Origin of the sequence: Methylobacterium sp. J-043, from assembly GCF_022829505.1 — a bacterium.
Lineage (GTDB): Bacteria > Pseudomonadota > Alphaproteobacteria > Rhizobiales > Beijerinckiaceae > Methylobacterium > Methylobacterium extorquens_A.
In genome coordinates, this window is record NZ_JAKSYB010000063.1 from 453,569 (window position 1) to 478,869 (window position 25,301).

28 protein-coding genes are annotated in these 25,301 nt (G+C 70.2%); 9 read left to right on the forward strand and 19 right to left on the reverse strand.

Annotated features, from left to right (window positions below; translation table 11 throughout):
• Position 1 precedes the first annotated feature (1 nt).
• Genes MKK50_RS20085 through MKK50_RS20095 form a run of 3 tightly spaced genes read left to right on the forward strand, consistent with a single transcriptional unit; the run spans position 2 to position 3,316 of the window.
• Positions 2 to 1,030 (forward strand): formamidase, encoded by a 1,029-nt coding sequence (locus MKK50_RS20085; protein ID WP_499024851.1) that lies wholly within the window; start codon positions 2 to 4, stop codon positions 1,028 to 1,030.
• Entirely contained in the window at positions 1,027 to 1,746 is a 720-nt protein-coding gene (gene biuH / locus MKK50_RS20090; RefSeq protein WP_499024853.1) for a biuret amidohydrolase, read from the forward strand. Before MKK50_RS20085 ends, biuH begins: the two co-directional genes overlap by 4 nt.
• Before the next feature lie 7 nt (positions 1,747 to 1,753).
• Positions 1,754 to 3,316 (forward strand): ABC transporter ATP-binding protein, encoded by a 1,563-nt coding sequence (locus MKK50_RS20095; protein ID WP_499024854.1) that lies wholly within the window; start codon positions 1,754 to 1,756, stop codon positions 3,314 to 3,316.
• Positions 3,317 to 3,484: 168 nt separating this feature from the next.
• Here the strand turns inward: MKK50_RS20095 and MKK50_RS20100 are convergent, their stop codons facing one another.
• On the reverse strand, positions 3,485 to 4,354 hold the full coding sequence (locus MKK50_RS20100) for a LysR family transcriptional regulator (protein WP_499024857.1): 870 nt from the start codon (positions 4,352 to 4,354) through the stop codon (positions 3,485 to 3,487).
• A gap of 98 nt (positions 4,355 to 4,452) precedes the next feature.
• Here MKK50_RS20100 and MKK50_RS20105 point away from each other — a divergent pair, with 98 nt between their 5' ends.
• The 3 genes from MKK50_RS20105 to MKK50_RS20115 all read left to right on the forward strand — a co-directional run bounded on the left by MKK50_RS20105 (position 4,453) and on the right by MKK50_RS20115 (position 6,761).
• Positions 4,453 to 4,671 carry a hypothetical protein gene (locus tag MKK50_RS20105; RefSeq protein ID WP_499024858.1) on the forward strand — a complete coding sequence of 73 codons (219 nt, stop codon included), beginning with the start codon at positions 4,453 to 4,455 and terminating at the stop codon, positions 4,669 to 4,671.
• A gap of 43 nt (positions 4,672 to 4,714) precedes the next feature.
• The gene (locus MKK50_RS20110; RefSeq protein ID WP_499024859.1) at positions 4,715 to 5,419 is read left to right on the forward strand and encodes a YoaK family protein; all 705 of its coding nucleotides are present in this window, start codon (positions 4,715 to 4,717) and stop codon (positions 5,417 to 5,419) included.
• Between the two features lie 268 nt (positions 5,420 to 5,687).
• Positions 5,688 to 6,761 (forward strand): BMP family ABC transporter substrate-binding protein, encoded by a 1,074-nt coding sequence (locus tag MKK50_RS20115; protein ID WP_499024861.1) that lies wholly within the window; start codon positions 5,688 to 5,690, stop codon positions 6,759 to 6,761.
• A gap of 70 nt (positions 6,762 to 6,831) precedes the next feature.
• On the opposite strand, the gene MKK50_RS20120 is transcribed toward MKK50_RS20115, so the two are convergent.
• The 3 genes from MKK50_RS20120 to MKK50_RS20130 all read right to left on the reverse strand — a co-directional run bounded on the left by MKK50_RS20120 (position 6,832) and on the right by MKK50_RS20130 (position 7,809).
• Positions 6,832 to 7,101, reverse strand: coding sequence for a hypothetical protein (locus tag MKK50_RS20120; RefSeq protein ID WP_499024864.1), 270 nt, complete (start codon positions 7,099 to 7,101; stop codon positions 6,832 to 6,834).
• 71 nt (positions 7,102 to 7,172) lie between these two features.
• A complete protein-coding gene (locus tag MKK50_RS20125) occupies positions 7,173 to 7,379 on the reverse strand; it encodes a hypothetical protein (protein ID WP_253373489.1) in 207 nt (68 codons plus the stop codon).
• Between the two features lie 283 nt (positions 7,380 to 7,662).
• Positions 7,663 to 7,809, reverse strand: coding sequence for a hypothetical protein (locus tag MKK50_RS20130; RefSeq protein WP_499024866.1), 147 nt, complete (start codon positions 7,807 to 7,809; stop codon positions 7,663 to 7,665).
• Between the two features lie 367 nt (positions 7,810 to 8,176).
• Between MKK50_RS20130 and MKK50_RS20135 the strand changes: the two genes are divergently transcribed.
• The 3 genes from MKK50_RS20135 to MKK50_RS20145 all read left to right on the forward strand — a co-directional run bounded on the left by MKK50_RS20135 (position 8,177) and on the right by MKK50_RS20145 (position 10,126).
• A complete protein-coding gene (locus MKK50_RS20135; protein ID WP_253373490.1) occupies positions 8,177 to 8,425 on the forward strand; it encodes a hypothetical protein in 249 nt (82 codons plus the stop codon).
• A gap of 411 nt (positions 8,426 to 8,836) precedes the next feature.
• Complete coding sequence (locus MKK50_RS20140; protein WP_499024867.1) at positions 8,837 to 9,067, forward strand: hypothetical protein; 231 nt, start codon at positions 8,837 to 8,839, stop codon at positions 9,065 to 9,067.
• A gap of 135 nt (positions 9,068 to 9,202) precedes the next feature.
• Positions 9,203 to 10,126: a LysR family transcriptional regulator gene (locus tag MKK50_RS20145; protein ID WP_499024868.1), complete on the forward strand. Its 924-nt coding sequence runs from the start codon at positions 9,203 to 9,205 to the stop codon at positions 10,124 to 10,126.
• A gap of 13 nt (positions 10,127 to 10,139) precedes the next feature.
• Here the strand turns inward: MKK50_RS20145 and guaD are convergent, their stop codons facing one another.
• The 15 genes from guaD to MKK50_RS20220 form a co-directional block, all read right to left on the reverse strand.
• Positions 10,140 to 11,513, reverse strand: a complete 1,374-nt coding sequence (gene guaD, locus MKK50_RS20150) for a guanine deaminase (protein WP_499024869.1) — start codon at positions 11,511 to 11,513, stop codon at positions 10,140 to 10,142.
• Positions 11,510 to 14,284 carry a molybdopterin-dependent oxidoreductase gene (locus MKK50_RS20155; protein WP_499024870.1) on the reverse strand — a complete coding sequence of 925 codons (2,775 nt, stop codon included), beginning with the start codon at positions 14,282 to 14,284 and terminating at the stop codon, positions 11,510 to 11,512. The genes guaD and MKK50_RS20155 overlap by 4 nt, the downstream gene beginning before the upstream one ends.
• The gene (locus MKK50_RS20160; protein ID WP_499024871.1) at positions 14,281 to 15,096 is read right to left on the reverse strand and encodes an FAD binding domain-containing protein; all 816 of its coding nucleotides are present in this window, start codon (positions 15,094 to 15,096) and stop codon (positions 14,281 to 14,283) included. The genes MKK50_RS20155 and MKK50_RS20160 overlap by 4 nt, the downstream gene beginning before the upstream one ends.
• Before the next feature lie 140 nt (positions 15,097 to 15,236).
• A complete protein-coding gene (locus tag MKK50_RS20165) occupies positions 15,237 to 16,253 on the reverse strand; it encodes an ABC transporter substrate-binding protein (protein WP_499024872.1) in 1,017 nt (338 codons plus the stop codon).
• 102 nt (positions 16,254 to 16,355) lie between these two features.
• Positions 16,356 to 17,321 carry an ABC transporter permease gene (locus MKK50_RS20170; RefSeq protein WP_253373497.1) on the reverse strand — a complete coding sequence of 322 codons (966 nt, stop codon included), beginning with the start codon at positions 17,319 to 17,321 and terminating at the stop codon, positions 16,356 to 16,358.
• Complete coding sequence (locus MKK50_RS20175; protein WP_499024873.1) at positions 17,318 to 18,223, reverse strand: ABC transporter permease; 906 nt, start codon at positions 18,221 to 18,223, stop codon at positions 17,318 to 17,320. Before MKK50_RS20175 ends, MKK50_RS20170 begins: the two co-directional genes overlap by 4 nt.
• A complete protein-coding gene (locus MKK50_RS20180; RefSeq protein WP_253373499.1) occupies positions 18,213 to 19,067 on the reverse strand; it encodes an ABC transporter ATP-binding protein in 855 nt (284 codons plus the stop codon). Before MKK50_RS20180 ends, MKK50_RS20175 begins: the two co-directional genes overlap by 11 nt.
• A 188-nt stretch (positions 19,068 to 19,255) precedes the next feature.
• Complete coding sequence (gene rutF / locus MKK50_RS20185; RefSeq protein WP_499024875.1) at positions 19,256 to 19,867, reverse strand: NADH-dependent FMN reductase RutF; 612 nt, start codon at positions 19,865 to 19,867, stop codon at positions 19,256 to 19,258.
• A 31-nt stretch (positions 19,868 to 19,898) separates the two neighbouring features.
• Positions 19,899 to 20,681, reverse strand: a complete 783-nt coding sequence (gene rutD / locus MKK50_RS20190) for a pyrimidine utilization protein D (RefSeq protein WP_499024876.1) — start codon at positions 20,679 to 20,681, stop codon at positions 19,899 to 19,901.
• Positions 20,682 to 20,685: 4 nt separating this feature from the next.
• The gene (gene rutC / locus MKK50_RS20195) at positions 20,686 to 21,078 is read right to left on the reverse strand and encodes a pyrimidine utilization protein C (RefSeq protein WP_499024877.1); all 393 of its coding nucleotides are present in this window, start codon (positions 21,076 to 21,078) and stop codon (positions 20,686 to 20,688) included.
• Positions 21,079 to 21,091: 13 nt separating this feature from the next.
• Positions 21,092 to 21,838 (reverse strand): pyrimidine utilization protein B, encoded by a 747-nt coding sequence (rutB, locus tag MKK50_RS20200; RefSeq protein ID WP_499024878.1) that lies wholly within the window; start codon positions 21,836 to 21,838, stop codon positions 21,092 to 21,094.
• The gene (gene rutA / locus MKK50_RS20205; protein WP_499025133.1) at positions 21,838 to 22,932 is read right to left on the reverse strand and encodes a pyrimidine utilization protein A; all 1,095 of its coding nucleotides are present in this window, start codon (positions 22,930 to 22,932) and stop codon (positions 21,838 to 21,840) included. The genes rutB and rutA overlap by 1 nt, the downstream gene beginning before the upstream one ends.
• Positions 22,933 to 23,182: 250 nt before the next feature.
• Positions 23,183 to 23,824 carry an HTH-type transcriptional regulator RutR gene (rutR, locus tag MKK50_RS20210; protein ID WP_253373504.1) on the reverse strand — a complete coding sequence of 214 codons (642 nt, stop codon included), beginning with the start codon at positions 23,822 to 23,824 and terminating at the stop codon, positions 23,183 to 23,185.
• Between the two features lie 140 nt (positions 23,825 to 23,964).
• Positions 23,965 to 24,462 (reverse strand): ureidoglycolate lyase, encoded by a 498-nt coding sequence (locus tag MKK50_RS20215; protein ID WP_499024879.1) that lies wholly within the window; start codon positions 24,460 to 24,462, stop codon positions 23,965 to 23,967.
• A complete protein-coding gene (locus MKK50_RS20220; RefSeq protein ID WP_499024881.1) occupies positions 24,459 to 25,298 on the reverse strand; it encodes a bifunctional allantoicase/(S)-ureidoglycine aminohydrolase in 840 nt (279 codons plus the stop codon). Before MKK50_RS20220 ends, MKK50_RS20215 begins: the two co-directional genes overlap by 4 nt.
• Positions 25,299 to 25,301 lie beyond the last annotated feature (3 nt).

The window sequence follows — 25,301 nt, forward strand, 5'->3', positions numbered from 1 at the left end:
CATGAATGGTCTCGGTGGGCTGAACAAATCCCCGAACGGCGTCGTCATCGGCCTCGTCCAGCTTCAATTGCCGACCATCGCCACGCGGGCCGACGTGACCGCGCAGACCGAGCGCATCGTCGCGATGGTCGCCAAGGCGCGCGCCAACATGGCGAGCATGGATCTGGTCGTCTTCCCCGAATACGCCCTGCACGGCCTGTCGATGGACACGCGTCCCGAGATCCTGTGCACCCTCGACGGCCCTGAGGTCGCGGCCTTCAAACAGGCCTGCCGCGACAACCGGATCTGGGGCTGCTTCTCGATCATGGAGGCCAACCCGAACGGCAACCCGTTCAATTCCGGTCTCATCATCGACGAGACCGGCGAACTCAAGCTCTACTATCGCAAGATGCACCCCTGGGTACCGGTCGAGCCCTGGGAACCGGGCGATCTCGGCATCCCGGTGATCGAGGGGCCGAAGGGAGCCAAGATCGGCCTCATCATCTGCCACGACGGCATGTTCCCGGAGATGGCGCGCGAATGCGCCTACAAGGGCGCCGAGATCATGATCCGCACGGCCGGCTACACCGCGCCGATCCGCGAATCCTGGCGCTTCACCAACCAGGGAAACGCCTTCTGCAACCTGATGGTGACCGCCAACGTCTGCATGTGCGGCTCGGACGGCACCTTCGACTCGATGGGCGAAGGCATGATCGTCAACTTCGACGGCACCGTCATCGCCCACGGCACCACCGGCCGCGTCGACGAGATCATCACCGCCGAGGTGCGGCCGGACCTCGTGCGCGAGGCGCGGGCGCATTGGGGCGTCGAGAACAACATCTACCAGCTCGGTCACCGCGGCTACACGGCGGTGACGGGCGGCGCGGGGGACTGCCCCTACACCTACATGCACGACCTCGCCGCGGGCCGTTACCGCCTGCCGTGGGAGGAGACGGTGAAGGTGACGGACGGCACCTCGTGCGGCTTTCCGGCCCCGACCCGCGCCTATGGCGAGGGCCAGACGTCGGCGGTTCGGGAGGCGGCGGAGTGAGCGTCATTCCCTTCCCCTCGGCCGGGTCGGCCGGGGGCGGGCGCTTCGTCGCCGCCGAGCCCTATCCCTGGCCCTACGACGGCTCGCTCGACCCGAAGACCACGGCGCTCGTCATCATCGACATGCAGACCGACTTCTGCGGCAAGGGCGGCTACGTCGATGCCATGGGCTACGACCTTGCCCTCACCCGCGCACCGATTGAACCGATCGCGCGGCTTCTCGCCGCCGCGCGGACGGGCGGCTACCCCGTGATCCACACCCGCGAGGGCCATCGGCCGGATCTCGCGGATCTCCCCGCCAACAAGCGCTGGCGCTCGCGCCGGATCGGGGCGGGCATCGGCGATCCCGGTCCCTGCGGGCGGGTGCTGGTGCGCGGCGAGCCGGGCTGGGAGATCATCCCCGAGCTGGCGCCGCGTCCGGACGAGCCGGTGATCGACAAGCCGGGCAAGGGCTCGTTTTGCGCCACCGATCTCGAACTGATCCTGACGACGCGGGGCATCCGCAACCTGATCCTCACCGGCATCACCACGGATGTCTGCGTCCACACCACCATGCGCGAGGCCAACGACCGCGGCTTCGAATGCGTGATCGTCTCCGACGGCACCGCCGCCACCGATCCCGGCAACCACGAGGCGGCGTTGAAGATGGTGACGATGCAGGGCGGCGTGTTCGGCGCGGTCGCCACGTCCGAGGCGATCCTGGCGGCGATGGGCTGAGATTATCATGGCGGCTTCCGCGCACGCTGTCCCGTCCGACGCCCGCTCCGGCGCCCTCGCTGTCGAGACCATCGGCATGACGAAGCGCTTCGGCGGCTTCACCGCCCTCGACGACGTCTCGATGAAGATCGAGGCCGGCGGCTTCCACGCCCTGCTCGGCGAGAACGGGGCGGGCAAGTCGACCTTCGTCAAATGCGTGATGGGCTTCTACGCCCCCACCGCCGGCTCGGTCCTCATCGACGGCCGCGAGGCCGAGATCATCGGGCCGAAGGGCGCGCAAGGACGCGGCCTCGGCATGGTCTACCAGCACTTCACCCTGGTGCCCTCGCTGACCGGCGCCGAGAACCTCGTCATCGGCCGGGCCGACGCGCCCGCGATCCTCGATTGGAAGGCCGAGCGCGCAGCACTCGCCGACTTCATGGCGCGGATGCCGTTCCGGCTGAACCTCGATCGGCCGGTGGCGGAACTCGCGGCGGGCGAGCGGCAGAAGCTCGAGATCGTCAAGCAGCTCTACCTCAAGGCCCGCTTCCTGATCCTCGACGAGCCGACCTCCGTGCTGACCCCGGCCGAGGCCGAGGAGATGTTGGGCCTGTTGCGGGACATGGCCGATGCGGGCACGCTCACGGTGCTGATGATCAGCCACAAGTTCCGCGAGGTCGAAGCCTTTGCCCGCAGCCTCAGCGTCCTGCGGCGCGGGCGGCTCGTCGGCGGCGGCGCGGTCGGCGCGCTGTCGCGGGACGACATGGCGGCAATGATGGTGGGCGAGCGTACCGTGCGGACGGTCGCCGCGCGGGTCGGCGAGCCCGACCCGGCGCGCGAGATCCTGCGGGTGGAGGGCCTGACCGCCACCGACGTCTCCGGACTGCGGCGGATCGATGTCGCGGATCTGCGGGTGCGCGCCCATGAGATCGTCGGCATCGCCGGCGTCTCCGGCAACGGACAGAAGGAACTCGCCGACGTGCTCGGAGGCCAGATCCGCGCGACCGGCGGGCGGGTCGCGGTGCAGGGCCAGCCCTACGCCGGCACGCGGGCGCAGAGCCGCCGGCACCGGGTGCGCTTCATCCCCGAGGAGCCCCTGCGCAACGCCTGCGCGCCGCGGATGTCGGTGGCCGAGAACCTCGCCTTCCGCGCCTTCGACCGGCGCGGCGACGATCCTGCCGGCCCGCCGACCCTCTGGCTCGACCGGGGCGCCATGAGCCGGCGAGCCAAGGATCTGATCGCCCGCTTCAAGGTCAAGACCGCCTCCTCGGAGGCGCCGATCGCCACGCTCTCGGGCGGCAACGTGCAGCGCGCCGTGCTCGCGCGCGAACTCACCGACCCGGTCGATCTCCTGATCGTCGTCAATCCCTGTTTCGGCCTCGATTTCGCGGCGGTCGCCGAGATCCGCTCCCGCATCGTGGCGGCGCGCAACGCCGGCGCCGCCGTGCTGTTGATCAGCGAGGATCTCGACGAGATCCTGGAATTGTCCGACCGCATCTGCGTGATGTCGGACGGGCGGCTCGTCTACGAGACGTCGGCCGCCGCAGCAGAAGCCGGGGTGATCGGCCGCCACATGGCTGGGCATCACTGAAGCATCGTCTTTTCCGAAAGCCGGCAATCAGCTTTCGGGATGATGCTCGAGGTCGGGGGGCATCCTACCTCGCGTCGTGGTGGATCCTGGCCGGAAACCCGACGACAGCTCGGGCGATCCGTGCTTGCCGACCGTGGATGTTCGGGGCAGTGCTCGACAGCAAAGCGCTCACCTGACGGAGACGGTTCGAAGCTCCGCCGTGCTGCCCAGGATCGTCTCCTGTAACGCCATCGCAACGGGATGCTGGCGGCCTGAGCCGAGCACCACGAACTCGACATCGCCGATCGGAGGCAATCCGGCCGTCTTCGGAACAGGGGTCAGTCCCGGCGGCATCACTCTGGCCGAGTGCGGCGCGATGCCCAGACCCGCTTCGACGGCTGCGCGCAGCCCCATCAGGCTGCCGCTGGTGCAGGCGATCCGCCAGGAGCGGCCCGCCGCTTCGAGGGCATCGAGCGCCAGGGTGCGCGTCATCGACGGTGGCGGATAGAGGACCAACGGCAACGGCAGCGCCGGATCGGGAACGAAGCCGGGCCGGCCCGCCCAGATCAGCTCTTCGGCCCATGCCAGCTCGCCGCGCGGATCGCCGCGTCGGCGTTTGCAGAAGATCACGTCCAGTTCGCCCGCGTCGTAGCCCTGGTAGAGGACCCGGCTGAGCCCGATGGTCAGTTGCAGATCCACGGACGGGTGGCGATCCGCGAAACGCGCCAGAACCTGTGCCAGGGCTGTCAGGGTGTAGTCTTCGGAGACGCCGAGGCGGATGCGGCCGCGTAGGCCACTGGGCGAGAAGAAGGCGCGAAGCCGGTCGTGCGCCTCCAGCACGTCGCGCGCAAAGCCGATCATGGCCTGGCCGTCCGGCGTCGGGGCGACCCTATGGGTATCCCGCATGAGGAGGGAACGGTCCAGCGCCTGTTCCAGCCGCGCGATGTGTCCGCTGATCGTGGATTGCCGCACGCCGAGCGTCTGGGCAGCGGCCGTGAAGCTGCCGCTCTCGAGCACGACTAGGAAGGAGCGGATTTGATCGACGCTCAGGCTGCTCATCATGCTTCGTGATAGCCGATATCTTTCCCGTTCTGGAGCCCGGCAGGCTTAGGGTTCAGGCCAACCCTCCTCACGAGCCTTTTCGTCGAGCTTTCCCGATGACCGCTCCCGTTGCCATAGCCATGATCTTCATCAGCGGCTTCGTCGCGATCCCGACATTCGGGAGATGGGCGCATCAGATCACGGAAGGGCTCGTCTTCCTTCTGACGACCCTGCTACTGGTCACTGGGATCATGTTCCTTTGCGATCACTGGCCAGATTACTACACCAGCCCCCAAATATCGATCGCGATGACTGAAACATTGCCCGAAAATTGATGCATCGCAGCAACCTACTCGCCACCAACCTAGAGAAAGCCTCGTGAAGCTGAAGATCACAAGGGGCGGTACGTCCGCTGGAAACGCCCTCGCCTTTGTCGCAGGCTTCGTCGATGCCGCGGCCTTCATCGCGCTGACAGGTCTGTTCACGGCGCATGTCACCGGAAACTTCGTCCTGATCGGTGCCGAATTGGTTGCGAGTTCAACGGGTGTGCTGGCGAAGCTTCTTGCGCTGCCCGTCTTCATGGGGGCGGTCGCAGGGGCCCGCATCCTCGTGCTGCTCTTGGAGCAAGGGGATGCCGACCCGCTGCCCTGGCTGCTCGCCGTTGAGGCGGCCTTCCTCGCAGGTTTCGGCTTGTGCGGGACCCTGTTGTCGCCGCTGGATGCGCCGGACGGTGCCCCGGCTCTGGTCGTCGGCATGCTCGCCGTCGCGGCCATGGGTGTGCAGAACGCGATCGGTCGTCTCTCGCTCGGCCATCTCGCCCCGACCACGGTGATGACCGTGAGCGTAAGCCAGGCCGTCATCGATGCAACGGATCTCGCCCTGAGAACATCCGGCAACCCCGCTCAGACGCGCGCGCGTCTGCTGCGTGTGCTGCCTGCCATTCTGACCTTCGCCGCGGGTGCCCTGTGCGGAGCCTTCGGGATCGCCTATCTGGCCTTCGGCTGCATCACGCTGCCGATCATGGTCCTCATCAGCTTGATCGTCCTGGCCATGATGCCCGCCGAAGCGGACGCCGTGACGTGAGCCACGCCAGCGATATCTCGAATCGCGGTCGATCAGGAAGGCTGCGCAATCGAACGTTCGCTCTTGAGCGATGAGGGAACCTCCGCCTTCCACCCTCAGCAACCTGTCACATGGTCGATCTGGTCAGGTTCCGAACCCAGAACCGGTCTGACGCTTCCTGCTCCCGCGGCCCTCCTGGCCCTGGTCTTGCTCTGAAATCCCCTCGGGCGCCCATGCGCGGCGTCGGCAAGCCGCGGCGGACAACGCCGTCGAAAAGGGGCAGACACTCATGATGGGCAACATCGTCACGCGCGTGGCCGCGGCACTCCTGTGCGCGGCCGTCGCGGCGGCTCCGGCGCGGGCGGCGGACAAGCTCAAGGTGGGCTTCGTCTATGTCGGCCCGGTCGCCGATTACGGCTATTCCTACCAGCACGATCTGAGCCGGAAGGCGCTGGCCGAGGCGTTGCCCGGCCAAGTCGAGACGACCTTCCTCGAAAACGTGCCCGAAGCCGACAGCGAGCGCTCGATCGAGAAGCTCGCCCGCTCGGGCGCCGGCCTGATCTTCACGACCTCCTTTGGCTTCATGGAGCCGACCCTGAAGGTCGCCAGGAAATTCCCCAAGGTGAAGTTCGCCCATGCCACCGGCTACAAGCGGGCCGACAACGTTTCCACCTACTCGGCCCGCTTCTACGAGGGCCGCTACATCTGCGGGAAGATCGCCGGCAAGCTGTCGAAATCGGGCACCGTCGGCTACATCGCCTCCTTCCCGATCCCCGAAGTCGTGAGCGGCATCAACGCCTTCATGCTCGGCGCGCAATCGGTCAACCCGGACATCAAGATCAAGATCGTCTGGGTGAACACATGGTTCGACCCCGGCAAGGAGGCGGAGGCCGCCAAGGCATTGCTGGCGCAGGGCGCCGACATCCTGACCCAGCACACCGATTCCGCTGCGCCGCTTCAGGAAGCGGAGAAGGCCGGCAAGCTCGCCTTCGGCCAATCCTCCGACCAGTACCGCTTCGCCCCGAAGGCGCAGCTCACCTCGATCGTCGACGATTGGAACGGCTACGTCATCGCGGAGGCCAAGGCCGTTCTCGATGGCACCTGGAAGAGCGGTGACACTTGGGCCGGCATCAAGGACGGCATGGTCGTGCTGGCACCCTTCACCAACATGCCCGACGACGTGAAGGCGCTGGCCGAGGAGACCAAGAAGGGGATCGTCGAGGGCAGGATCCACCCGTTCCAGGGGCCGGTGCTCAAGCAGGACGGCTCGGTCGCGGTGAAGGAGGGCGAGCACGCCCCCGATCCGATGATCCTCGGCATGAATTGGTACGTGAAAGGGATCGACGACCGGCTGACGCAGTAGGGGCGGGCACCCCGGAAATGGAGGCGCCGCCGGAGCGATCCGGCGGCGCCTCTTCGCGTTTCGATGCCGGTCAGGGACGTGGCGGGGGCGGCAGGCGGCGCTCTCCGGCCGGGGGCGGCGCTGTCTCCACAGGCACGCCTGTGCCGGGCGCTGCCGGGATCGCCTCGCCCGAACGGAACGCCTCCCGCTCGTTCGGGAGGGCCGCCGCTCCCTCCGTGCCGCCTGGCGCGGTCGCCCCCGGGCTGCCGGCCGGGGCGCCCGTCGACCCTTGGGCCAAGGCCGCACCGCCCAGGCCCGCGAGGACGCTCAGAGCGAGCGTGGCTGTCGTGATGAGACGCATGGGACGGACTTTCCGGTTGCGGAGAGGAGGGCGCGCGATGTCGCCGGGCGGCAGGGATCCTGGCTTGCGTCTCACCGATGACGCTTCCGGTGCGAACGGGCGGCCTTGCCGCGCCGTCCGCCCGGAGCGGTGACACGCGATTGGCCGGCCGGCGGCGTCACCGTGCCCTGCGCACGGGCGCCGGGAGCCGTGGCGACGCCGCTGCCGAGGCAGAAGGCTGCGACGAACCAAGCGAGGAGAGGTAGGCTGAGGCCGAGAAAGGCCCGTTTCGCGCGCATCGTCGAGGCTCCCGTCGGGCCGTGCCGGCCACCGTTTGCACGGCTGGCTTCAGCAAGGGCCGTGCCGCCGGGACCGATCGAACGGCTCGCCCGAGCACCGGCAGCAGTTGCCGCAACGGTCGCTCGGTGCCGTTGCGGAAGGCGCACCCGATCCCCTGCGCCTGCATCGCCGCGGCCGCCCCCCCGTCTCCGGATTGAGGGCGGCAGCAAAGGTAAAGAATGCGTTTCACGTGAAACAAGCCGCTCAGGTCGCAGCGTCGATGGGCGTGAAGGTCCGCGCCCTTCACGGGTTCATCGGGCCGACGGGATCGATGAGTCGCTCGAAGCCGAGATGGTCGGTCTCCGTTCGCTTGTGCTGGGTGCGGTCCTCAAGCGTGTCGAAATGTGGGTTGGCGCACGAGACGCCCCACGCTTCGCGCGCCTCGACCATGGGGTTTAGCCCGTCGCGACGCAGCTGCTGCCCTACGACGCCCTGACAGATGAGACCGCCGGGCCCTCGTAGACGGGTGCGGATAGCGGGGATTGGTGCGCAACAGCACTTACGGAGAAAGGAGCGTGCCAGAAGACGCGCTCTGTCAAAAAATTCTGCAATCTGATGCTAACACTCAGTCGAAACTGGTCTTTTCGGGCGAGATCGACCAAACGGCTTCGAGACTTCATCGCTGCTATGCCGTATCTATGTGCACAAGCTCAAAGCAGTTCATGTTGTTTTACAAGGCATTGGTGCTCAGTTTGTGGGACATACGACGTCGCTTGGTCTGATCGCGACGCCGAAGCCAATCTCGGAGATTGACGACATGATCTCACGCATCGTTGCAGGCGCGGCCCTCACCCTCGCTCTCACCACCGCCGCCTCGGCCCAGAGCTACAACGCTCCGGCCGGCATCCCCGCCGTCACCGCTCCGGGCGGCCTCGTCGGCATCGCCGGTCCGGGCAATGTCGAGCGCTACCTGGACCGCGACGGCCGCCACGGCACCGTGTCCGTCGATGGCGTCTACACTACCGGCTCCACCGTCCGGGGCACCCACACCGTTCGCGGGCGCTGATCCGGTTTCCGCTTGATCCAAGCGAGGACCGTATCGCTTAGCCCGCGCGGCGCCTGAGGAGGGTACTCATCGCGCCAGCGCGATGGGATCCAGCCGAAGACCAAATTCGTCATCCCGAAGGGGTCAACCGGATTTGGCATGACGCATCCGGATGGTCCGACGACCGCCGTTTCAAGGGTCCGAAGGGCCGGCCACGCATTGCCGCAGCCGGCCCTTTTTCCATGGAATCCAGGCCAGGGCACGAACGGGCCCTGCCTCATGCCGGCCGGAAGCTCATCTCCAGCTTTTCGACTTTCTCGAACGTTTCGTTCGATCTTATTCCAGTTTTCGGAAAGCTCGTGCAGGTCCATCTTCGCTTCATCAGATGACGGACGAACCGGCCGTCACCGCCGCCCACCGATGGAGTGTCCCATGTCCCGCATCCTCACCGCTTCCGTCCTCGCCCTTGCCCTCACCACCGCCGCCTCGGCCCAGAGCTACAACGCCCCGGCCGGCATCCCCACCGTCACCGCCCCGGGCGGCCTCGTTGACGATGTCGGCGGCGTGCAGCGCCCGACGGCGCGCGACACCCGCCTCGGAACCCTGCCGGCGGACGCCAACCTGACCACCGGCTCGGTGCGGCGGACGCATCACGCGCGCTGACGGTCCCGAAATCCGCGCGCATCCCGAAGCCGGCCCTCGCCAGGGGGCCGGCTTTCGGTCGTTTTCGGCCGCGGCTTCGCGCTTGCTTGTCGGGGTTCTCGCCGCGGCGGGAGGCCGGGTTGGGGGCATAAGCGCATGCAGGGACCGGGGACGCCGACACTCGACCAGCTCCGGGTGTTCCTCACCGTGGTCGAGACCGGCAGCTTCGCCGCGGCCGGGCGCCGTCTCAACCGCGCGACTTCGGTCATCAGCTACGCGATCGCCAATCTGGAGCTTCAGCTCGGTCTGCCGCTGTTCGATCGCGAGGCCACGCGCCGGCCCCAGCTCACCGAAGGCGGCCGGGCCGTGCTGGCGGAGGCCCGCACCGTCGCCCACGGCATCGACACGCTGCGAGCCAAGGTGAGCGGCCTGCTCGGCGGTCTCGAAGCCGAACTCGGCTTCGTGTCGAGCGTGCTGATGCCCGGCGCCCGGCTCGTCGATGCGCTCACCGCGTTCCAGGCGGCCTTCCCGACCGTGTCCTTGCGCCTCAACGTCGAGGCGCTCGGGGCAGCCCAGCAACTCGTCACGGATGGCCGGGCCGATCTCGGGATCACCGTGGAATTGTGGACCCGCGACAGCGATCCGCTCGAACTGATCTCCGTGGGCGAGGTCGAGATGCTGCCCGTCGCCGCGCCGAACCATCCGCTTGCCGGGGCGGGCGGCCTGATGCCGGGGGCGGCGCGCGATCATGTCCAGCTCGTCATCACCGACCGCTCGCCGCTGTCGCAGGATCAGGAATTCGGGGTGGTCGCCAACCGCACGTGGCGGCTGTCGGACCTCAGCACCAAGCACACGCTGCTGCTCGCCGGAATCGGCTGGGGCAGCATGCCCGCGCACATGGTCGAGGCGGACATCGCCGCCGGCCGCCTCGTCGAGCTGGATCTACCCGACGTCCGGCGCCGCCGGCTGCCGCTCACGGTGATCTACCGCACCGGCCATCCCCCGGGACCGGCCGGGCGCTGGCTGATCCGCCGCTTCGTCGAGCAGGCGGAGCGCGAGGCCGCGGCGCGGGCGGCCTGACGGGCGAGGAGGTTCAGGCGCCCGAACCGACCGCCCCATCCGGCCCCGGATAGACCAGCGGGTCACCCGCGCGCCGGTTGTCGTAGACGGCCTCGCCCGCGACCCAAGTGGCGCGCACCGTGCGGTGGTCGCCAAGCGTCATCAGCACGAACAGCAACTCCTCGATGCTGGAGCAGGTGCCGGTGCGAAAGCCCAGGAGCGGCGTCGCGGCGAGGTCGAGGACGCAGAGATCCGCATCGTGCCCCGGCGCGATCCGCCCGATCCGGTCGTCCAACCGCAGCGCTTCGGCGCCGCCGAGCGTCGCGAGCCAGAACGCCCGGACCGCGTCGAGCCGTGTGCCGCGCAAAGCCGCGACCTTGTAGGATTCGCCGAGCGTCTTCAGCAGCGACAGGGTGGTGCCGGCGCCGACATCGGTGCCGAGCCCGACCCGCACCGGGCGGCGCGGATCGAGGGCGTCGAACAGCCGGAACAGGCCGCTGCCGAGGAAGCCGTTCGAGGTCGGGCAATGGGCGATCGCCGCCCCGCTGGCGTGGCAGGTACAGAAATCCTCCTCCGAGAGGTGGATCGCATGGCCGAGCACCGTGCGCGGGCCGACGAGGCCGGACTGCACGTAGACGTCGAGATAGCTCGCCCGGTCGGGGAACAGCTCGCGCACCCAGGCGATCTCGTCGGTGTTCTCGCACAGATGGGTCTGGAGGAAGAGGTCGTCGTGCTCCCGCATCAAGGTGCCGGCGGCATCGAGCTGGGCCTGCGTGCAGGAGGGGGCAAAGCGCGGCGTGACGCAGTAATGCTGGCGCCCGCGCCCGTGCCAGCGGGCGATCAGGGCCCGGCTCTCGTCGTAGCCCCGCTGCGCCGTGTCGAGGAGCCCGGCCGGGGCGTTGCGGTCCATCAGGACCTTGCCGGCGATCATCCGGGTATTGAAGCGGGCCGATTCGGCGAAGAACGCCTCGACCGAGCCGGGATGGACCGTGCAGTAGACCACCGCCGTGGTGGTGCCCGCGCCCAGGATCTCGCGGAAGAACAGCTTGGCCACCCGCTCGGCATGGGCCTGATCCGCGAACTGCAGCTCGGCGGGGAAGGTGTATTTCTCGAGCCAGGCCAGCAGCTGCTCGCCGTAAGAGGCGATCATCTGCAACTGCGGATAATGAACGTGGGTGTCGATCAGGCCGGGCAGGATCAGGGCGTTCTCGTAGGTCGTGACCGCGACGCCCGCCGGGATGCGGTCCGACAGGTCCGCGAAGTCGCCGAAGGCGGTGATGCGCCCGTCCTCGATCAGGATCAGGGCATCGGCCACGTGCTGGAGACAGCCCTCGCTCAGGAAGGGGTTGCCGGTCAGGCTCACCGCCTGTCCGCGAATCGCCCGCATCCGGGCCGGTGCCGCCGTCATGCGTCCTCGGTCTCCCGTTCCGCATCCTCCGTTGCCGCCATGACCTGTCGAAAAATCCGGTCGGGGGCGAACGGCGTCGCGGTCAGCCGCACGCCGGTGGCGTCGCGGATCGCGTTGCCGAGCGCGGCGGCGACGGGGTTGTAGGGGGCCTCGCTCATCGATTTGGCGCCCAGCGGCCCGACCGTGTCGTGGGTGTCGGCGAACAGGACCTCGGTCACCGGAACGTCTGCCATCGCCGGGATGTGGTAGTTGCGCAAGGTCCGCGTGACGACCGCGCCCGCCGCGTCGAAGCGATAGTCCTCGTAGAGGGCCGCGCCGAGCGCCTGCGCCACCCCGCCCTCGATCTGCCCGCGGCACTGCATCGGGTTGATGACCCGGCCGGCATCCGCCGCCTGGACGCTTCGGAGGATGCGGATCTCGCCGGTCTGCGGATGCACTGCCACGCGAAAGGCCTGGACGTTGAAGGCGACCGAGCGCGGCGTCCCGTCCGCCTCGCCCGCGGCCTCAAAAGCGGCGCCTTGCGCGAGGGTGGTGAGGGCGATGCGGCCGGCGGGTGTCTCGACGCCGTCGGGTGTCAGGCGGCAATCGGCCGGGGCGACGCCGGCCCGCTCGGCGGCGGCCGTGCGAAGCCGGTCTGCAAGCGCCGTGGCCGCGCGGAAATTCGCTTGGCCCGCGACCACGGTGCCCGTGCTGCCGTAGGCGCCGGTATCGTGCCGGACGGCGTCGGTGTCGGCCTGGGTCAGGCGGATGCGGTCGGGCGTGGTGCCGAGCACCTCGGCGGCGATCTGCCCGTGCACGGTGCTGGTGCCGTTGCCGAACTCGGCGGTGCCGACCGCAAGGGCATAGGTTCCGTCCGGCTCGAGGCGGATGCGGGCATGGGCGACGTGGCCACGCGGCGGAATCGTGTCGATCATGGCCATCGCCATGCCCTCGCCGACGCGCCAGTCCGGTCCCGGCACCGCCTCGCCGCCGCCGTCCGCCAGGGCGGCCTGGACGCGGTCGAGACACTGGTCGAGGCCGTAGGAGCCGTAGACGACGTCGTGCGGCTCCAGGCTCGTCGATACCATCGGGTCGCCGGGCCGCACCGCGTTGAGGCGGCGCATCGCGAACGGGTCGATGCCAAGATCGCGGGCGAGTTCGTCCAGCGCCGATTCCACGGCAAAGATGGTCTGGCTCAGGCCGTACCCGCGAAAGGCCCCGGACGGCAGGGTGTGGGTGTAGGCGGCGTAGCCCTCCACCCGCTTGTTCGGACAGGCATAGGCGGCGATGCTCTCGTTGCAGCCGTGGTGCAGCACGCCGCCGGCATGGTTGCCGTAGGCGCCGGTGTTCGAGAGCACGTTCAGCGAGAGCGCGGTGAGACGCCCGTCGGCCCGCGCGCCGACCTTGACCCGCACCCGCATCGGATGGCGCGTCGTCGCCGCGCAAAAGTTCTCCTCGCGGGTCATCTCGTAGGAGACCGGGCGGCCGGTCCGCAGCACGGCGAGCGCCACGAGATCCTCGGTCAGCATCTCCTGCTTGCCGCCGAAGCCGCCGCCGACCCGGCCGCAGAGCACGCGCACCCGGTCCCGGTCCAGATCGAACAGGCGGCACAGGGCATCGCGGGTCAGGAAGGGCACCTGCGTCGAGGAGCGCAGGGTCAGCCGGCCCTCAGCGTCGAGCCAGCCGAGCGCGCCGTGCGTTTCGAGATGCACATGCTGCACCCGCTGCGAGACGTACTCCGCCTCGTGGATCAGATCGGCTTGGCCGAAGCCCGCCTCGACATCGCCGATCGCCCCGTGCGCCTCGGCGGCGAGGTTCGGGTGCGCGAGGAGCGGCGGCGCATCGTCGCCGGGCCGCGGCGGGTCGCGGTCGGCCGGATCGTGAACGAGGGGCGCGTCCGGGCGCAAAGCCGCCTCCGGGTCGAAGACGGCGGGCCGCACGTCGTACGCCACCCGCAGCGCCCGCACGCCCATGGCGGCCGCCGCCGCACTCTCGGCGACCACCGCCGCGACACGCTGGCCGTGGAATCGGATCACGGAATCGAGCACGCCCGTGTCGGCGGCGTCGTCCAGGGGGTTCTCGTGCCGCCCGGTCGAGAAGCGGCGGCGCGGCGCGTCCTCGTGGGTGAGCACCGCGACCACGCCGGGCACCGCCAGCGCCGCCGTCCGGTCGATGCTGCGGATACGGGCATGGGCGTGGGGGGCGCGCAGCACCTTCAGGTGCAGCAGGCCCGGCACGGCGGTGTCGAAGGTGTAGGCGGCCCGGCCGGAGACGAGGGCGCGGCTCACCGGAGCCGGAAGGGAGCGGCCGACCGGGCCGACCGCGCTGCCCGCATCGACATGCGCGAGGCCGGCCACGGCGTCACGGATCGCCCGGTAGCCGGTGCAGCGGCAGAGATTGCCCTTGAGCGCGGTGCCGAGATCCTGCCGCTGGCCCTGGTCGAGGGCAGCCGCCGTCATGATCATGCCCGGCGTGCAGAAGCCGCACTGGAAGCCCTGTGCATCGCAGAACGCGTCCTGCATCGGGTGGAGGTGCTCGGGCGGCCCGTCGCCAGGCGCGCAGGGGCCGGCGAGGCCTTCGATCGTGGTGATGCCGCGTCCCTCCGCCTGGAAGGCGGGCAGGAGGCAGGAATGGACCGGCTCGCCGTCGAGATGGACGGTGCAGGCGCCGCAATCGCCCGCATCGCAGCCCTTCTTGACCCCGAACCAGCCGAGATCCCGCAGCAGCGTGCGCAGGCACTGGCCGGGACGCGGCGCGGCTTCCTGGACCTGCCCGTTGACGGTGAGCCTCATCGGGCGAGTTCCTCCCGGATCTCTTCGGCAAGCAGCCCGGTGACGTGCCGGCGCCAATCCGGCGCGCCGTGGACGTCGTCGTACCAGCCGTCCCCGGGGATCGCCGTCGCGATCGCCTCCTGCAGCGCGGCCGCCGCCGGAAGCGCATCGAAGCGGAGCTGGACCGGCCGCGGCGTCGAGGCCGTCACGGTGATCGCGAAGGCGCCGGCCCGGTCGCGTGTTCCGATCACCAGGGCCCCGGAGCGGCCCTCGGGGGAGAGGGCGATGCGCCGGAAGGCCGTGCGCCGCCGCAACGCGGTGGCGGGCAGGTCGATGCCACGCAGGATCTCCCCGGGGGCGAGCGCCGTGCGCTGCGGCCCGAGGATGAACTCCGTGACGGGCAGCCGCCGCTCGCCGCCGCCGGGCCGGGTCAGCAGGCAGGTACCGTCCAGGGCCGCGGTGAGCGCGATCATCGGCCCGGCGGGCAGGGCCGTGCAGAGGTTGCCGCCGACGCTCGCCCGGTTCCAGATCTTGAACGAGCCGAGCAGCGCCCGGCAGCATTGCCCGACGAGGGGCGCCGCGATCCAGTCCCGCGGCAGGGCGAGCCGGTCGAGTTCGGCGATGGTGCCGGTCGCCGACAGGCGAAGGCCCGCCTCGGACAGCTCGGCCGCCGGCCATCCGAGGGCGGACAGGTCGATCAGCCGGGCGAGCGCCGGCTGCGGCTCGGAGAACAGCCACGTCCCGCCCGCGAGCCAGGCATCGCCCTTGCGCCAGGGGGGCAGCTCATCGAGGCGCGCCGGTCTCAGGACGGCGGTGATCGTGTCGAGATCCATCGGAGGCCGGCTCGCAAGTTCCTATCCAACGGCGGGCGCCGGAGCTTACACGGTTTCCGGATGGTCGTTTCCGGGTCCGCGGAATCCCCTCTCCCCGCAGGCGGGGAGAGGGGATCCATCGGGCAACCACTGCGCCGGGCCTACTGCCCCACGGTCGCGGTCACCGCATGCGTCCAGGCCCCCTCGGGCTTGCGGGTGATGACGGGCTGGTCGGTGCCGCCGGCGAGCAGGATGGCGACGGTGCGCTCGTAATCGGCGGGGTCGAGCCGGCCGCCGGACGTGTCGAGCAGCTTGGCGACCGCGCGCATCATCCGCTTCTGGTGCGTCTCGGTCTGGGCGCCGCTGGCGTCGTTCTCCAGCACGATCTCCGCCGCCTCGTCCGGATGCGCGGCGGCATAGGCCCAGCCCTTCTCGGAGGCGGCCACGAACTTCGCCAGCCGGGCGACGAAGGCCTTGTCCTTCAGCTTCGGTTCGAGGGCGTAGAGCCCGTCCTCCAGCGCGGCGACGCCCTGATCCTCGTAGCGGAACACGACGAGCTGCTCCGGCTTGAAGCCGGCATCGATCACCTGCCAGTACTCGTTGTAGCTCATGGTCGAGACGCAATCGGCCTGTTTCTGGATCAGGGGGTCGACGTTGAAGCCCTGCTTCAGCACCGTCACGCCGCCGGGCGAGCCGTCGGTCTTGAGGCCGAGCTTGGCCATCCAGGCCAGGAACGGGTACTCGTTGCCCGCGTACCAGACCCCGAGCGTCCGTCCCTTCAGGTCGGCGGGCGACTTGATGCCGGTATCCGCCCGGCAGGTCAGCATCAGGCCCGACTTCTTGAAGGGCTGCGCGATGTTGACGAGGGGCACGCCCTTCTCGCGCGAGGCGAGCGCCGAGGGCATCCAATCGACGACGACATCGGCGCCGCCGCCCGCGATGACCTGGGGCGGGGCCACGTCGGGCCCGCCCGGCTTGATCGTCACGTCGAGCCCGGCTTGGCTGTAGAAGCCCTTGGCCTGCGCGACATAGTAGCCGGCAAACTGCGCCTGGGGCACCCATTTGAGCTGGAGCGTCACCCGCTCCGCCGCCCGCGCGCCGCCCGCGGCGAGCCCGACCAGCGCCGCTCCGGCGCAGAGGAGCGCTCTTACCGTTTTCCCCGCCGTTTTCCCCGCCATCTCAGCCTCCTTCAGCCTGTCCCCTTCGGGACTTTCCCCTGCGGCCTTCCCCTGTGACCGCCGGGCCGTGGTTGTTCGAACGGATGCGAGCGGACCCCGCCTTCAGCCTGCGCGCACCGACGGGTGCCAGCCGGTCGCGGCGCGCTCGGCCAGGGCGATGAGGCCGTAGAAGGCCGACCCCGCCAGGGCCGCCAGCACGATCTCGGCCCAGACCATGTCGAGGGAGAGCCGCGCCGCCTCGATCGAGATGCGGAAGCCCATGCCGACGATCGGCGTACCGAAGAACTCGGCCACGAGCGCCCCAATCAGCGCCAGCGTGGCGTTGACCTTCAGGGCGGTGAACAGGAAGGGCAGGGCCATGGGCAGGCGCAGGCTCAGGAGCGTGCGCGAGTAGCCCGCCGCGTAGGTGCGCATCAGGTCGCGCTCGATTCCGCCCGTGGCGGCAAGGCCGGCGCCGGCCTGCACCAGCATCGGGAAGAAGGTCATCACGGCGACGACCGCGGCCTTCGACGGCCAATCGAAGCCGAACCACATCACCATGATCGGGGCGATGCCAACGATCGGCAGCGCTGAGGCGACGTTCGCCACCGGCAGGAGGCCGCGCCCGAGGACGGGCAGCCGGTCGGCCAGGATTGCGACGCCGAGGCCCGACAGGCAGCCGATGACGTAGCCCGGCAGGGCCGATTTCAGGCAGGTCTGGACGAAATCCGCCCCGAGGACCGGCAGCGCCGTGGCGAAGCGCATGGCGATCGCCGAGGGCGGCGGCATCAGCACGGCGGGCACTCCCGCGCCCACGACGACGACCTCCCACAGCACCAGCACGAGGGCGCCGAACAGCAGCGGCACGGCGAGCCGCACGAGGCGGCGGACGGCCGGATGGCCCGGCTCCAGGGCGGCGAGGTCGCGCGCGGCCAGCGTGGCGGCGAGCCAGACCAGGAATGCGGCGAGCCAGAAGCCCGGCCCCGCTGCGCCGGCCAGACCGGGCCGGTGGGCGGCGATGGCGAGTGCTGCCCCGCCGATCAGTGCGGCGGGCGTGAGCAGGCCGATCCGTGCGGCGCGATGCGTCATCGGGAGCCCCCCGCGGGCCGGGCGCCGAGGGCGCGGGCGGTCGCACTTTCCGCAAGGCCGATCCCCTGGACGAGGAGCGACGAGAGCGCCGCCGCCGCGAACAGGGCTGCCCAGATCTGGATCGTCTGGCCGTAATAGGAGCCGGCGAGCAGCCGCGCCCCGAGCCCGGCCTGCGCCCCGGTCGGCAGTTCGGCGACGATGGTGCCGACGAGGCTCGCCGCCACCGCGATCTTCAGGCTCGCGAACAGGTAGGGTAGGGCGGCCGGCCAGCGCAGCCGCACCAGGATCTGGCCGCGCGAGGCCGAATAGGTCCGCATCAGGTCGCGGTGGATCCGGTCGGGGGCGTTCAGCCCCTTCACCATGCCGACCGTGACGGGGAAGAAGCAGAGATAGGCCGCGATTACCGCCTTCGGCAGCAGGCCGGTCAGGCCGGCCGCCCCCAGGGCCACGATGATGATCGGCGCCACCGCCAGGATCGGCACGGTCTGTGAGGCGATGATCCACGGCATCAGGCTCGCATCGACGCTGCGCAGGTGCACGACCGCGACCGCCAGCGCGATGCCGAGCAGCGAGCCGAGGGCGAAGCCCGTCAGCGTCGCCGAGAGGGTGACCCAGGCGTGGTAGACGAGGCTGCGCTTCGAACTCAGCGGCACGCCGAGGACGCTGCGCGACAGTTCCGAGGCCACCTGATGCGGTGCCGGAACGACGGGCCGTTCCTGCGCCATCGTCGCCGCCGCGATGCTCATGGCGTCGGGCGCCGCGCCGGCCCGCACGAGCGTATCCGCGGCGCCGTTCCAGTTGCCGAGCAGGGCGGCGAGATACCACCCAACGAGAAGCGCCAGCACGACGCCGGCCACCGGCAGCGCCCGGCCGCGGGGAAAGGACGCCGCCTTACGCGTCATAGGCGTGACCGGCGCGCAGACCCTCGCGCACCCGCTGGCCGAGACGCAGGAACTCGGGCGTCTCGCGGATCTCCAGCGGACGCTCCCGCCCGAGCGCGGTGCAATCGACGATGTCGATGATCCGCCCCGGGCGCGGCGACATCACCACGACGCGGGTCGAGAGGTAGACCGCCTCGGGGATCGAGTGGGTGACGAACAGGACCGTCTTGGCGGTCTTGCGCCACAGCGCGAGCAGCTCGGCGTTGAGGTGATCGCGGACGATCTCGTCCAGCGCCCCAAAGGGCTCGTCCATCAAGAGCAGCTTCGGATCGAAGCAGAGGGCGCGGGCGATCGAGGCCCGCTGCTGCATGCCGCCGGAGAGCTGCCAGGGGTACTTGTTGGCAAAGCCTGTGAGCTGGACGAGGTCGAGGTGATGCGCCACGCGCTCCCGCCGCTCGGCGCGCGGCACGCCGAAGATCTCGAGCGGCAGGGCGACGTTCCTCGCGATGGTCCGCCAGGGATAGAGCGCGGGCGCCTGGAACACGAAGCCGTAGTCGCGCCGCAGCCGCGCCGCCTCGGCGCCGACCCCGTTGACGGTCAGTTCGCCGCCGGTCGGCTGTTCGAGGTCGGCGACGCAGCGCAGCAGCGTGGTCTTGCCGCAGCCGGACGGGCCGATGAAGGAGACGAATTCGCCCGGCGCCACCGCGAGATCGACGTCGGCAAGCGCGTGAACCGGCCCGTCGGCAGTGGTGTAGGTGAGGGACAGCCCGCGCGCGGCGATGACGGGGGCCACCGGCACCGCGCGGGGCGCCGGTTGCTCGAACTCGGGCGGCTGTTTGAGGGCGAGGGCGCCGGCACGCGACATGGCAGGCTTTCGTTCCGTGGGTTGCGGGTCGGCGCGCGATCGGTCGTCCGGGAACCGGTGGCGGGCCGAGGGAAGGGCGGGCCCGCCGCCGGACCTCTTCGCAGTACCGGATCGAGCATTTTCCGTGCCGTCCGTGCCGAACGGCGCGAAGGCGTCCGGCGGCGGGGATTCGATGGGCCGGTCCCGGCTCAGGCGCTCCTCAGGGCCAGCCTCGGCCCTTCGGCGGGCCGGGCTCCGACGGCGCGCGCCGGCTCGGGCGGGGCGGATCCGCTCCGCGGCGCGCGGGGAAGCGTGCGGTAGCGGCGCTCGCTGTAGAGCAGCGCGTCGGCCTGCCCCGAAGCGGCGAGGGCTTCGACCGCGCAGTAGAACACGTCGTGGCTGCCGACGGCGTGGCGCCCGACGATGCGGCAATCGAAGCTGCCGAGGGCGTCGGCCAGCGCGGGCGCCCCGCTGCGCAGCCGCCGCCACGTCCCCGCTGCAAAGCGCTCGTCCATGGGGGTGCGGCCCCCGAACAGGCCCGCCACCGTCTCGTGGCCCTCGCTGAGGGTGTTCACGCACAGCGTTCCGTTGCGGGTGAGGGCGGCGTAGGCGGAGGAGGCGCGGTTGACGCAGACGAGCAGCGTCGGCGGCGCGTCGCTGACGCTGCACACGGCCGAGGCGGTGAAGCCGGCCCGCCCGCCCGGACCGTCGGTGGTGATCAGATGCACCGCGCTCGCGAGCCGGGACATGGCCTCGCGGTAGGCGGCCGCATCGACGGGGACGGCTGCGGCGCTCTCGGACTCGGTCTCGAATTCGGTCATCGGCGGCGGCCTTTCGTGAGGTCGGGTCGCTTCAGGGACTTGCGAGGAAGTCGAGGAGCGTGCGGTTGAAGGGGGCGGGGCGGGTGACGCTGTGCGCGTGGCCGCCCTCGGGCGCGAGGTCGAGGCGGGCGTTGGGGAGCCCGGCCGCGAGGACTTCCGAGGCGGTGAAGGGCACGAGCACGTCGTCGCGCGCGGCCATCAGCAGGGTCTCGTGCGGGATGCGGGGGAGGGCACCGGTCGCGTCGAACGCCTCCAGGGCGGCGATACGTGCCAGCACCGTCTCCGTGCCCGGAAAATGCGCCAACGCCAGCGCCTCGTCGGCCGCGACCCGCTCGGCGTTCTCGGACAGCCACGGCGCCGGGTAGAGGAAGATGCCTTGCGCACGTACGAAGGCCTCGGGGCCGGATTGCGTCAGCAGCGCCTTGCGGGCGGCAAAGCAGCGGCGGGTGGCCGGGTCCATCGCCGCCCAGCCGTTGACCGCCACGATCCGCCCGACCCGCTCGGGATGGGTGAGGGCGAGTTGCAGGGCGATGAGGCCGCCGAGCGCGTGGCCGACGATGTCGGCCGTGCCGATGCCGAGATGGTCGAGCAGGGTGAGGACGTCGCGGGCCATGGCCGCGATGTCGTGGCCCGGTTCGAGCGGACCGGGGGAGCGCCCGGTGCCGCGGTGATCGTAGGTGACCACCCGGAAGCGCTCGGCCAGCACCGGCACTTGCGGCGCGAAGTAATGGGCCGAGCCGCCGAGCCCGGGCGAGAGCAGCACGGTGCGCCCGCCCTCCGGCCCGTGCAATTCGTGATGGACGGGCGCGGCCATCGGCTCAGACCGGCTTACCGATATGGGCGACCGAGGCGATCTCGACGCGTGCGGCCGGCTTCACCAGCCCGCACTGGATGCAGTAGCGAGCCGGCTTCTCGCCGGGGAAGTACGCGGCGTAGACGGCGTTGATGGCGCCGTAATCGGCCCAGTCCTTGAGGAAGATGTGATTGAAGGTGACGTCGTCCATCGTGCCGCCCGCGGCCTCGACGACGCCCTTGATCGTTTCCAGCACGTGCCGGGTCTGCGCGCCGGCATCGCCCTCGTGGACGACGTTCGCCTCCGCATCGAGCGGCAGGGTGCCGGAGACGTAGAGTACGCCGTCGGCGAGCGTGCCCGGCACGTAGGGCGCGAGCGGCTTGCCGGTGCCGGGCGGGATCACAACGGTCTTGGGCATGAGGGGTCTCCGGTCAGGCGGGGATGCGGCGGGCCTCGTCGGAGCTGAGCGCCGCCTCGAAGGCGGCGACGTCCGACACCCAGCCGAAGAAGGTCTCGATGTTGCGGAGCGCGCCCTCCTGCAGGGCGGGCGGGCCGGCCTGATAGGTGGCGTCGGCGAGCACGATCCCGAAATACTCGCGGTGGTAGCCGTCGCGCAGGGTCGATTCCACGCAGACATTCGTGGCGATGCCGGTGAAGACCAGCGTGCGGATGCCGCGCGCCCGCAGCATGCTGTCGAGCGGCGTGTTGTAGAAGCCGCTGTAGCGGGGCTTGCCCAGGACGATGTCGCCGGGCTCCGGCGTCAGCGCGTCGACGAGGGCGTAGTCCCACGTGCCCTTGGCGAGCAGCCGCTCGTTCATCTCCGGCTGGCGGCGCATGGTCTTGAGCGCGTTCGACTTGTGCCAGTTCGGCGAGCCCGGCCCCCCGGCCTCGACGTAGTCCGGGTCCCAGCCGTTCTGGAACCAGATCACACGGATGCCGGCCGCGCGGGCCGCCGCCACGGCCCGGGCGATCCGCTCGATCACCGGCCCGGTCGCCGAGACGTCGAAGCCGGCAAGATCGAGGTAGCCCCCTTTGGTCGCGTAGGCGTTCTGCATGTCGACGGCGATCAGCACGGCCGTGTCCGCGTCGAAGGCGATCGGCTCGGGCCGCGCCGGCAGCGTGACCGCGCCGTGGCGGCCGGACGGGTCGCGGTAGCCCGCGGGGGCATCGGCCGCCATCACGCCACCTCCGCCAGCATTCCGCCCGTGACGTGCCGGCGCGAGCGCATCAGCGGCTGGATCTTCGTGCCGAAATCGTCGAGGCCCTTCAGGAAGTCGTCGAAGACCAGCAGCACGCCGCCGGTGCCCGGCACCGTCACCACCTCGTCGAGCAGGGCGGCGACGGTGGCATGGGAGCCCACCAGGGTGCCCATGTTGATGTTCACCGCCGAGGTCGGGTCGGCCATCTGGCGGATGTTGGTGTCGGCGCCGGACTTGGTGTCGGCCGCGCCCTGGAGGCCGAGCCAGGCGATCGCCTCCGCGTCGGCGCCGGCCTTGTAGTGCTCCCACTTGGCGCGGGCGGCCTCGTCGGTCTCGTCGCTGATGACCATGAACAGGACGTAGGAGGACACGTCGCGGCCGGTCTTCGCCTTGGCCTCCTCCAGCCGCTCCACGGTGGGGGCGAAGGCGGTCGGCGTGTTGACGCCCTTGCCGAAGCAGAAATTGTAGTCGGCGTAGGTCGCGGTGAAGGCCATGCCGGCGGCGCTCTGCCCGGCGCAGATGATCTTCATCTCAGTCTGCGGGCGCGGGCTCAGGCGGCAATCCTCCATTTGGAAGAATTCGCCCTTGAGGTCGCTGCGGCCGGTCTCCCACAGCTCGCGCAGGACCTGCGCGTATTCGGAGAGATACTCGTAGCGCCGGCCGAAATACTCGTCGCCGGGCCACAGGCCCATCTGCGCGTATTCCGGCCGCTGCCAGCCGGTGACGAGATTGATGCCGAAGCGGCCGTTCGCGATTGAGTCGATGGTGGAGGCCATGCGCGCGACGATCGCCGGCGGCAGGCACAGGGTCGGGGCTGTGGCGTAGAGCTTGATCCGGCTCGTGACCGCGGCGAGCCCGGCCATCAGCGTGAAGGATTCGAGGTTGTGGTCCCAGAACTCGGTCCTGCCGCCGAAGCCGCGCAGCTTGATCATCGAGAGCGCGAAGTCGAGCCCGTAATGCTCCGCCTTGAGCGTGATCTGCTTGTTGAGCTCAAAACTCGGAAGATATTGCGGAGCATTCTCCGATAGGAGCCAGCCGTTGTTTCCGATCGGAATGAAGACGCCGACATTCATGGCGTGATCTTTGGACTGATTGTTGGCCTGGGTCATGACAAACCCTCGCTCGCTCGTCCGGCCGGCGCCCTGAAGGGCCGGCGACAGGTCTGGACGGTAGCGAGTCGGACCATTTGGTCAAACTCTCAGAGCCGTTATTTGACCGTTTGCACAAACTCTCCGCGCGATGCCCGCGCGGCGGGCCGCTTCTGCTTACGGCCGATGCGGTTTCATCCGGTTCTCTTCGGTCTTGGCACGGGGCCGGGGCGAATCAGCTCAGTCCGAGGCTCGCCAGGATCAGCCGCTGGGTGCTCTCCACCGTCTGCTCGAAGAAGGCCTCATCGCCGAGGTCGCGCCCGGTGATGGCCTCCACCTGTACCGCGAAGTCGGCATAGTGCTGGGTGACCGCCCAGATCGCGAAGACGAGGTGGCGGGGATCGTGCGGGGCGATGCGCCCCTCCGCGATCCAGCCGCGCAGCACCGCGGCCTTGGCCTCGACCAAGTCCCGAAGGGGGCCTTCGAGTTCGGCGCGCAGTAGCGGCGCGCCCTGCACGATCTCCAGGCAGAACAGCCGCGAGGCCCGCGGCGCGTCCCGCGACAGGGTGATCTTCGAGCGGATGTAGCGCTTGAGCGCCTCGGCCGGCTCGGATTCCGCATCGAGCGCCTGGAGCGGGTCGAGCCAGACATCGAGCACGCGCCGCAGCACGGCGACGTAGAGGTCTTCCTTGGTGCGGAAGTAGTAGAGCAGGTTCGTCTTCGAGAGCCCGGCGCGCAGGGCGATCTGGTCGAGGCTGGCGCCGTGCAGGCCGACGGTCGAGAAGATCTCCAGCCCGGCATCGAGCACGGCTTCCCGCCGCAGGGCGCCGTCGCGTCGCTGTCGGCGCGCGGGGGCCCCGATCTCGCTTCCGACCACGCCAGAGTCTCCCGATCCGTCACCGCCCCTCGCGGCATCCGGATCACGTATCCGATCCCGCGCGCGCGACCAATCGGCGACGCCGCGAGCCGTGCCGCCTTCGCGCCGGTCCCCCGCAAGACGAGGCCGGTCGAAAGCTCTCACCCGCGTGTGATGATCCAGGGCTCGTCGAAGGAATGCTCCTCCAGGTTCACCCCGGGGCCGCCCCGGTCGATCACCCAGAAATCCTGGGGCCGGTCGAGCGGCGTGAGGACGCCGTGCCACGTGCCAAGCGCGTAGCAGACGCCCTGGCCGGGGGCGGTGACGAAGGCCCGCGGCCGACCGGGCCGGCCGCCCTCGTCCGGGCAGACGACGACGAGGAACGGCGCGGCGTTCAGGGGGATGAAGGCCTGGGCTCCGAGCGGGTGGCGCTCGACGAGGCTCAGGCGGAGCGGCAGCGTATAGGGATCGGCCTCGACGAAGCCGATCACCACCCCCCCGTCCGCGCCCGCGACAGCCACCCGCGCGAGGTCGTGGAAGCGGCGGGCCTTGCCGGCGTTCATCGGCCGCGGGGCGACGTCCGCCCTGTCGATCACCGTGCCGAACGGCGCGAAGGCCTCCCGCGTCAGCGGCTCGACCGGGATCCGCCGCTCGCTCATCGGGAGGCGCCGAACGGCGCGAGCGCCGCGTGCCGGTTCACGTCCTTGTAGAGCAGGTAGCGGAACGGGCCGGGGCCGCCCGCGTAGCAGGCCTGCGGGCAGAAGGCGCGCAGCCACATGAAGTCGCCGGCCTCGACCTCGACCCAGTCGCGGTTGAGCCGATAGACCGCCTTGCCCTCCAGCACGAACAGGCCGTGCTCCATCACATGCGTCTCCTCGAACGGGATCGAGGCGCCGGGCTGGAGCGTGACGATGTTGACGTGCATGTCGTGGCGCACATCCTCGGGCGAGACGAAGCGGGTGGTGGCCCAGGCGCCGTCGGTGCCCGGCATCGCCGCCGGGGCGATCTCGGATTCGTGGGTGACGAGGGCCGGCGGACAGGCGAGTCCCTCGACGCGCTCGTAGGCCTTGCGGATCCAGTGGAAGCGCGCCGGCTCGGCCCCCTCGCCGTGCAGGCTCCAGGCCGCCCCCGGCGGCAGATAGACGTAGCTGCCGGGGCGCAGGGCGTGCGCTTGGCCTTCGAGGACGAGGCGGAGGCGGCCGCCAACCACGAACAGCACGCCCTCGGCGCGGGCGTCGGGCTCCGGCCGCTCGCTGCCGCCGCCGGGCGCCACCTCCATCAGGTACTGGGCGAAGGTCTCGGAGAAGCCCGACAGGGGCCGCGCCAGCATCCAGGCCCGCGTTCCCGTCCAGAACGGCAGCACGCTCGTGACGATGTCGCGCATCACCCCCTTCGGAATGACGGCGTAGGCCTCGGTCAACACGGCCCGGCCCGTCATCAGCGCCGTCTGGGGAGGCAGGCCGCCGCAGGGCGGATTGTAGGGCGAAGCAGTCATTCG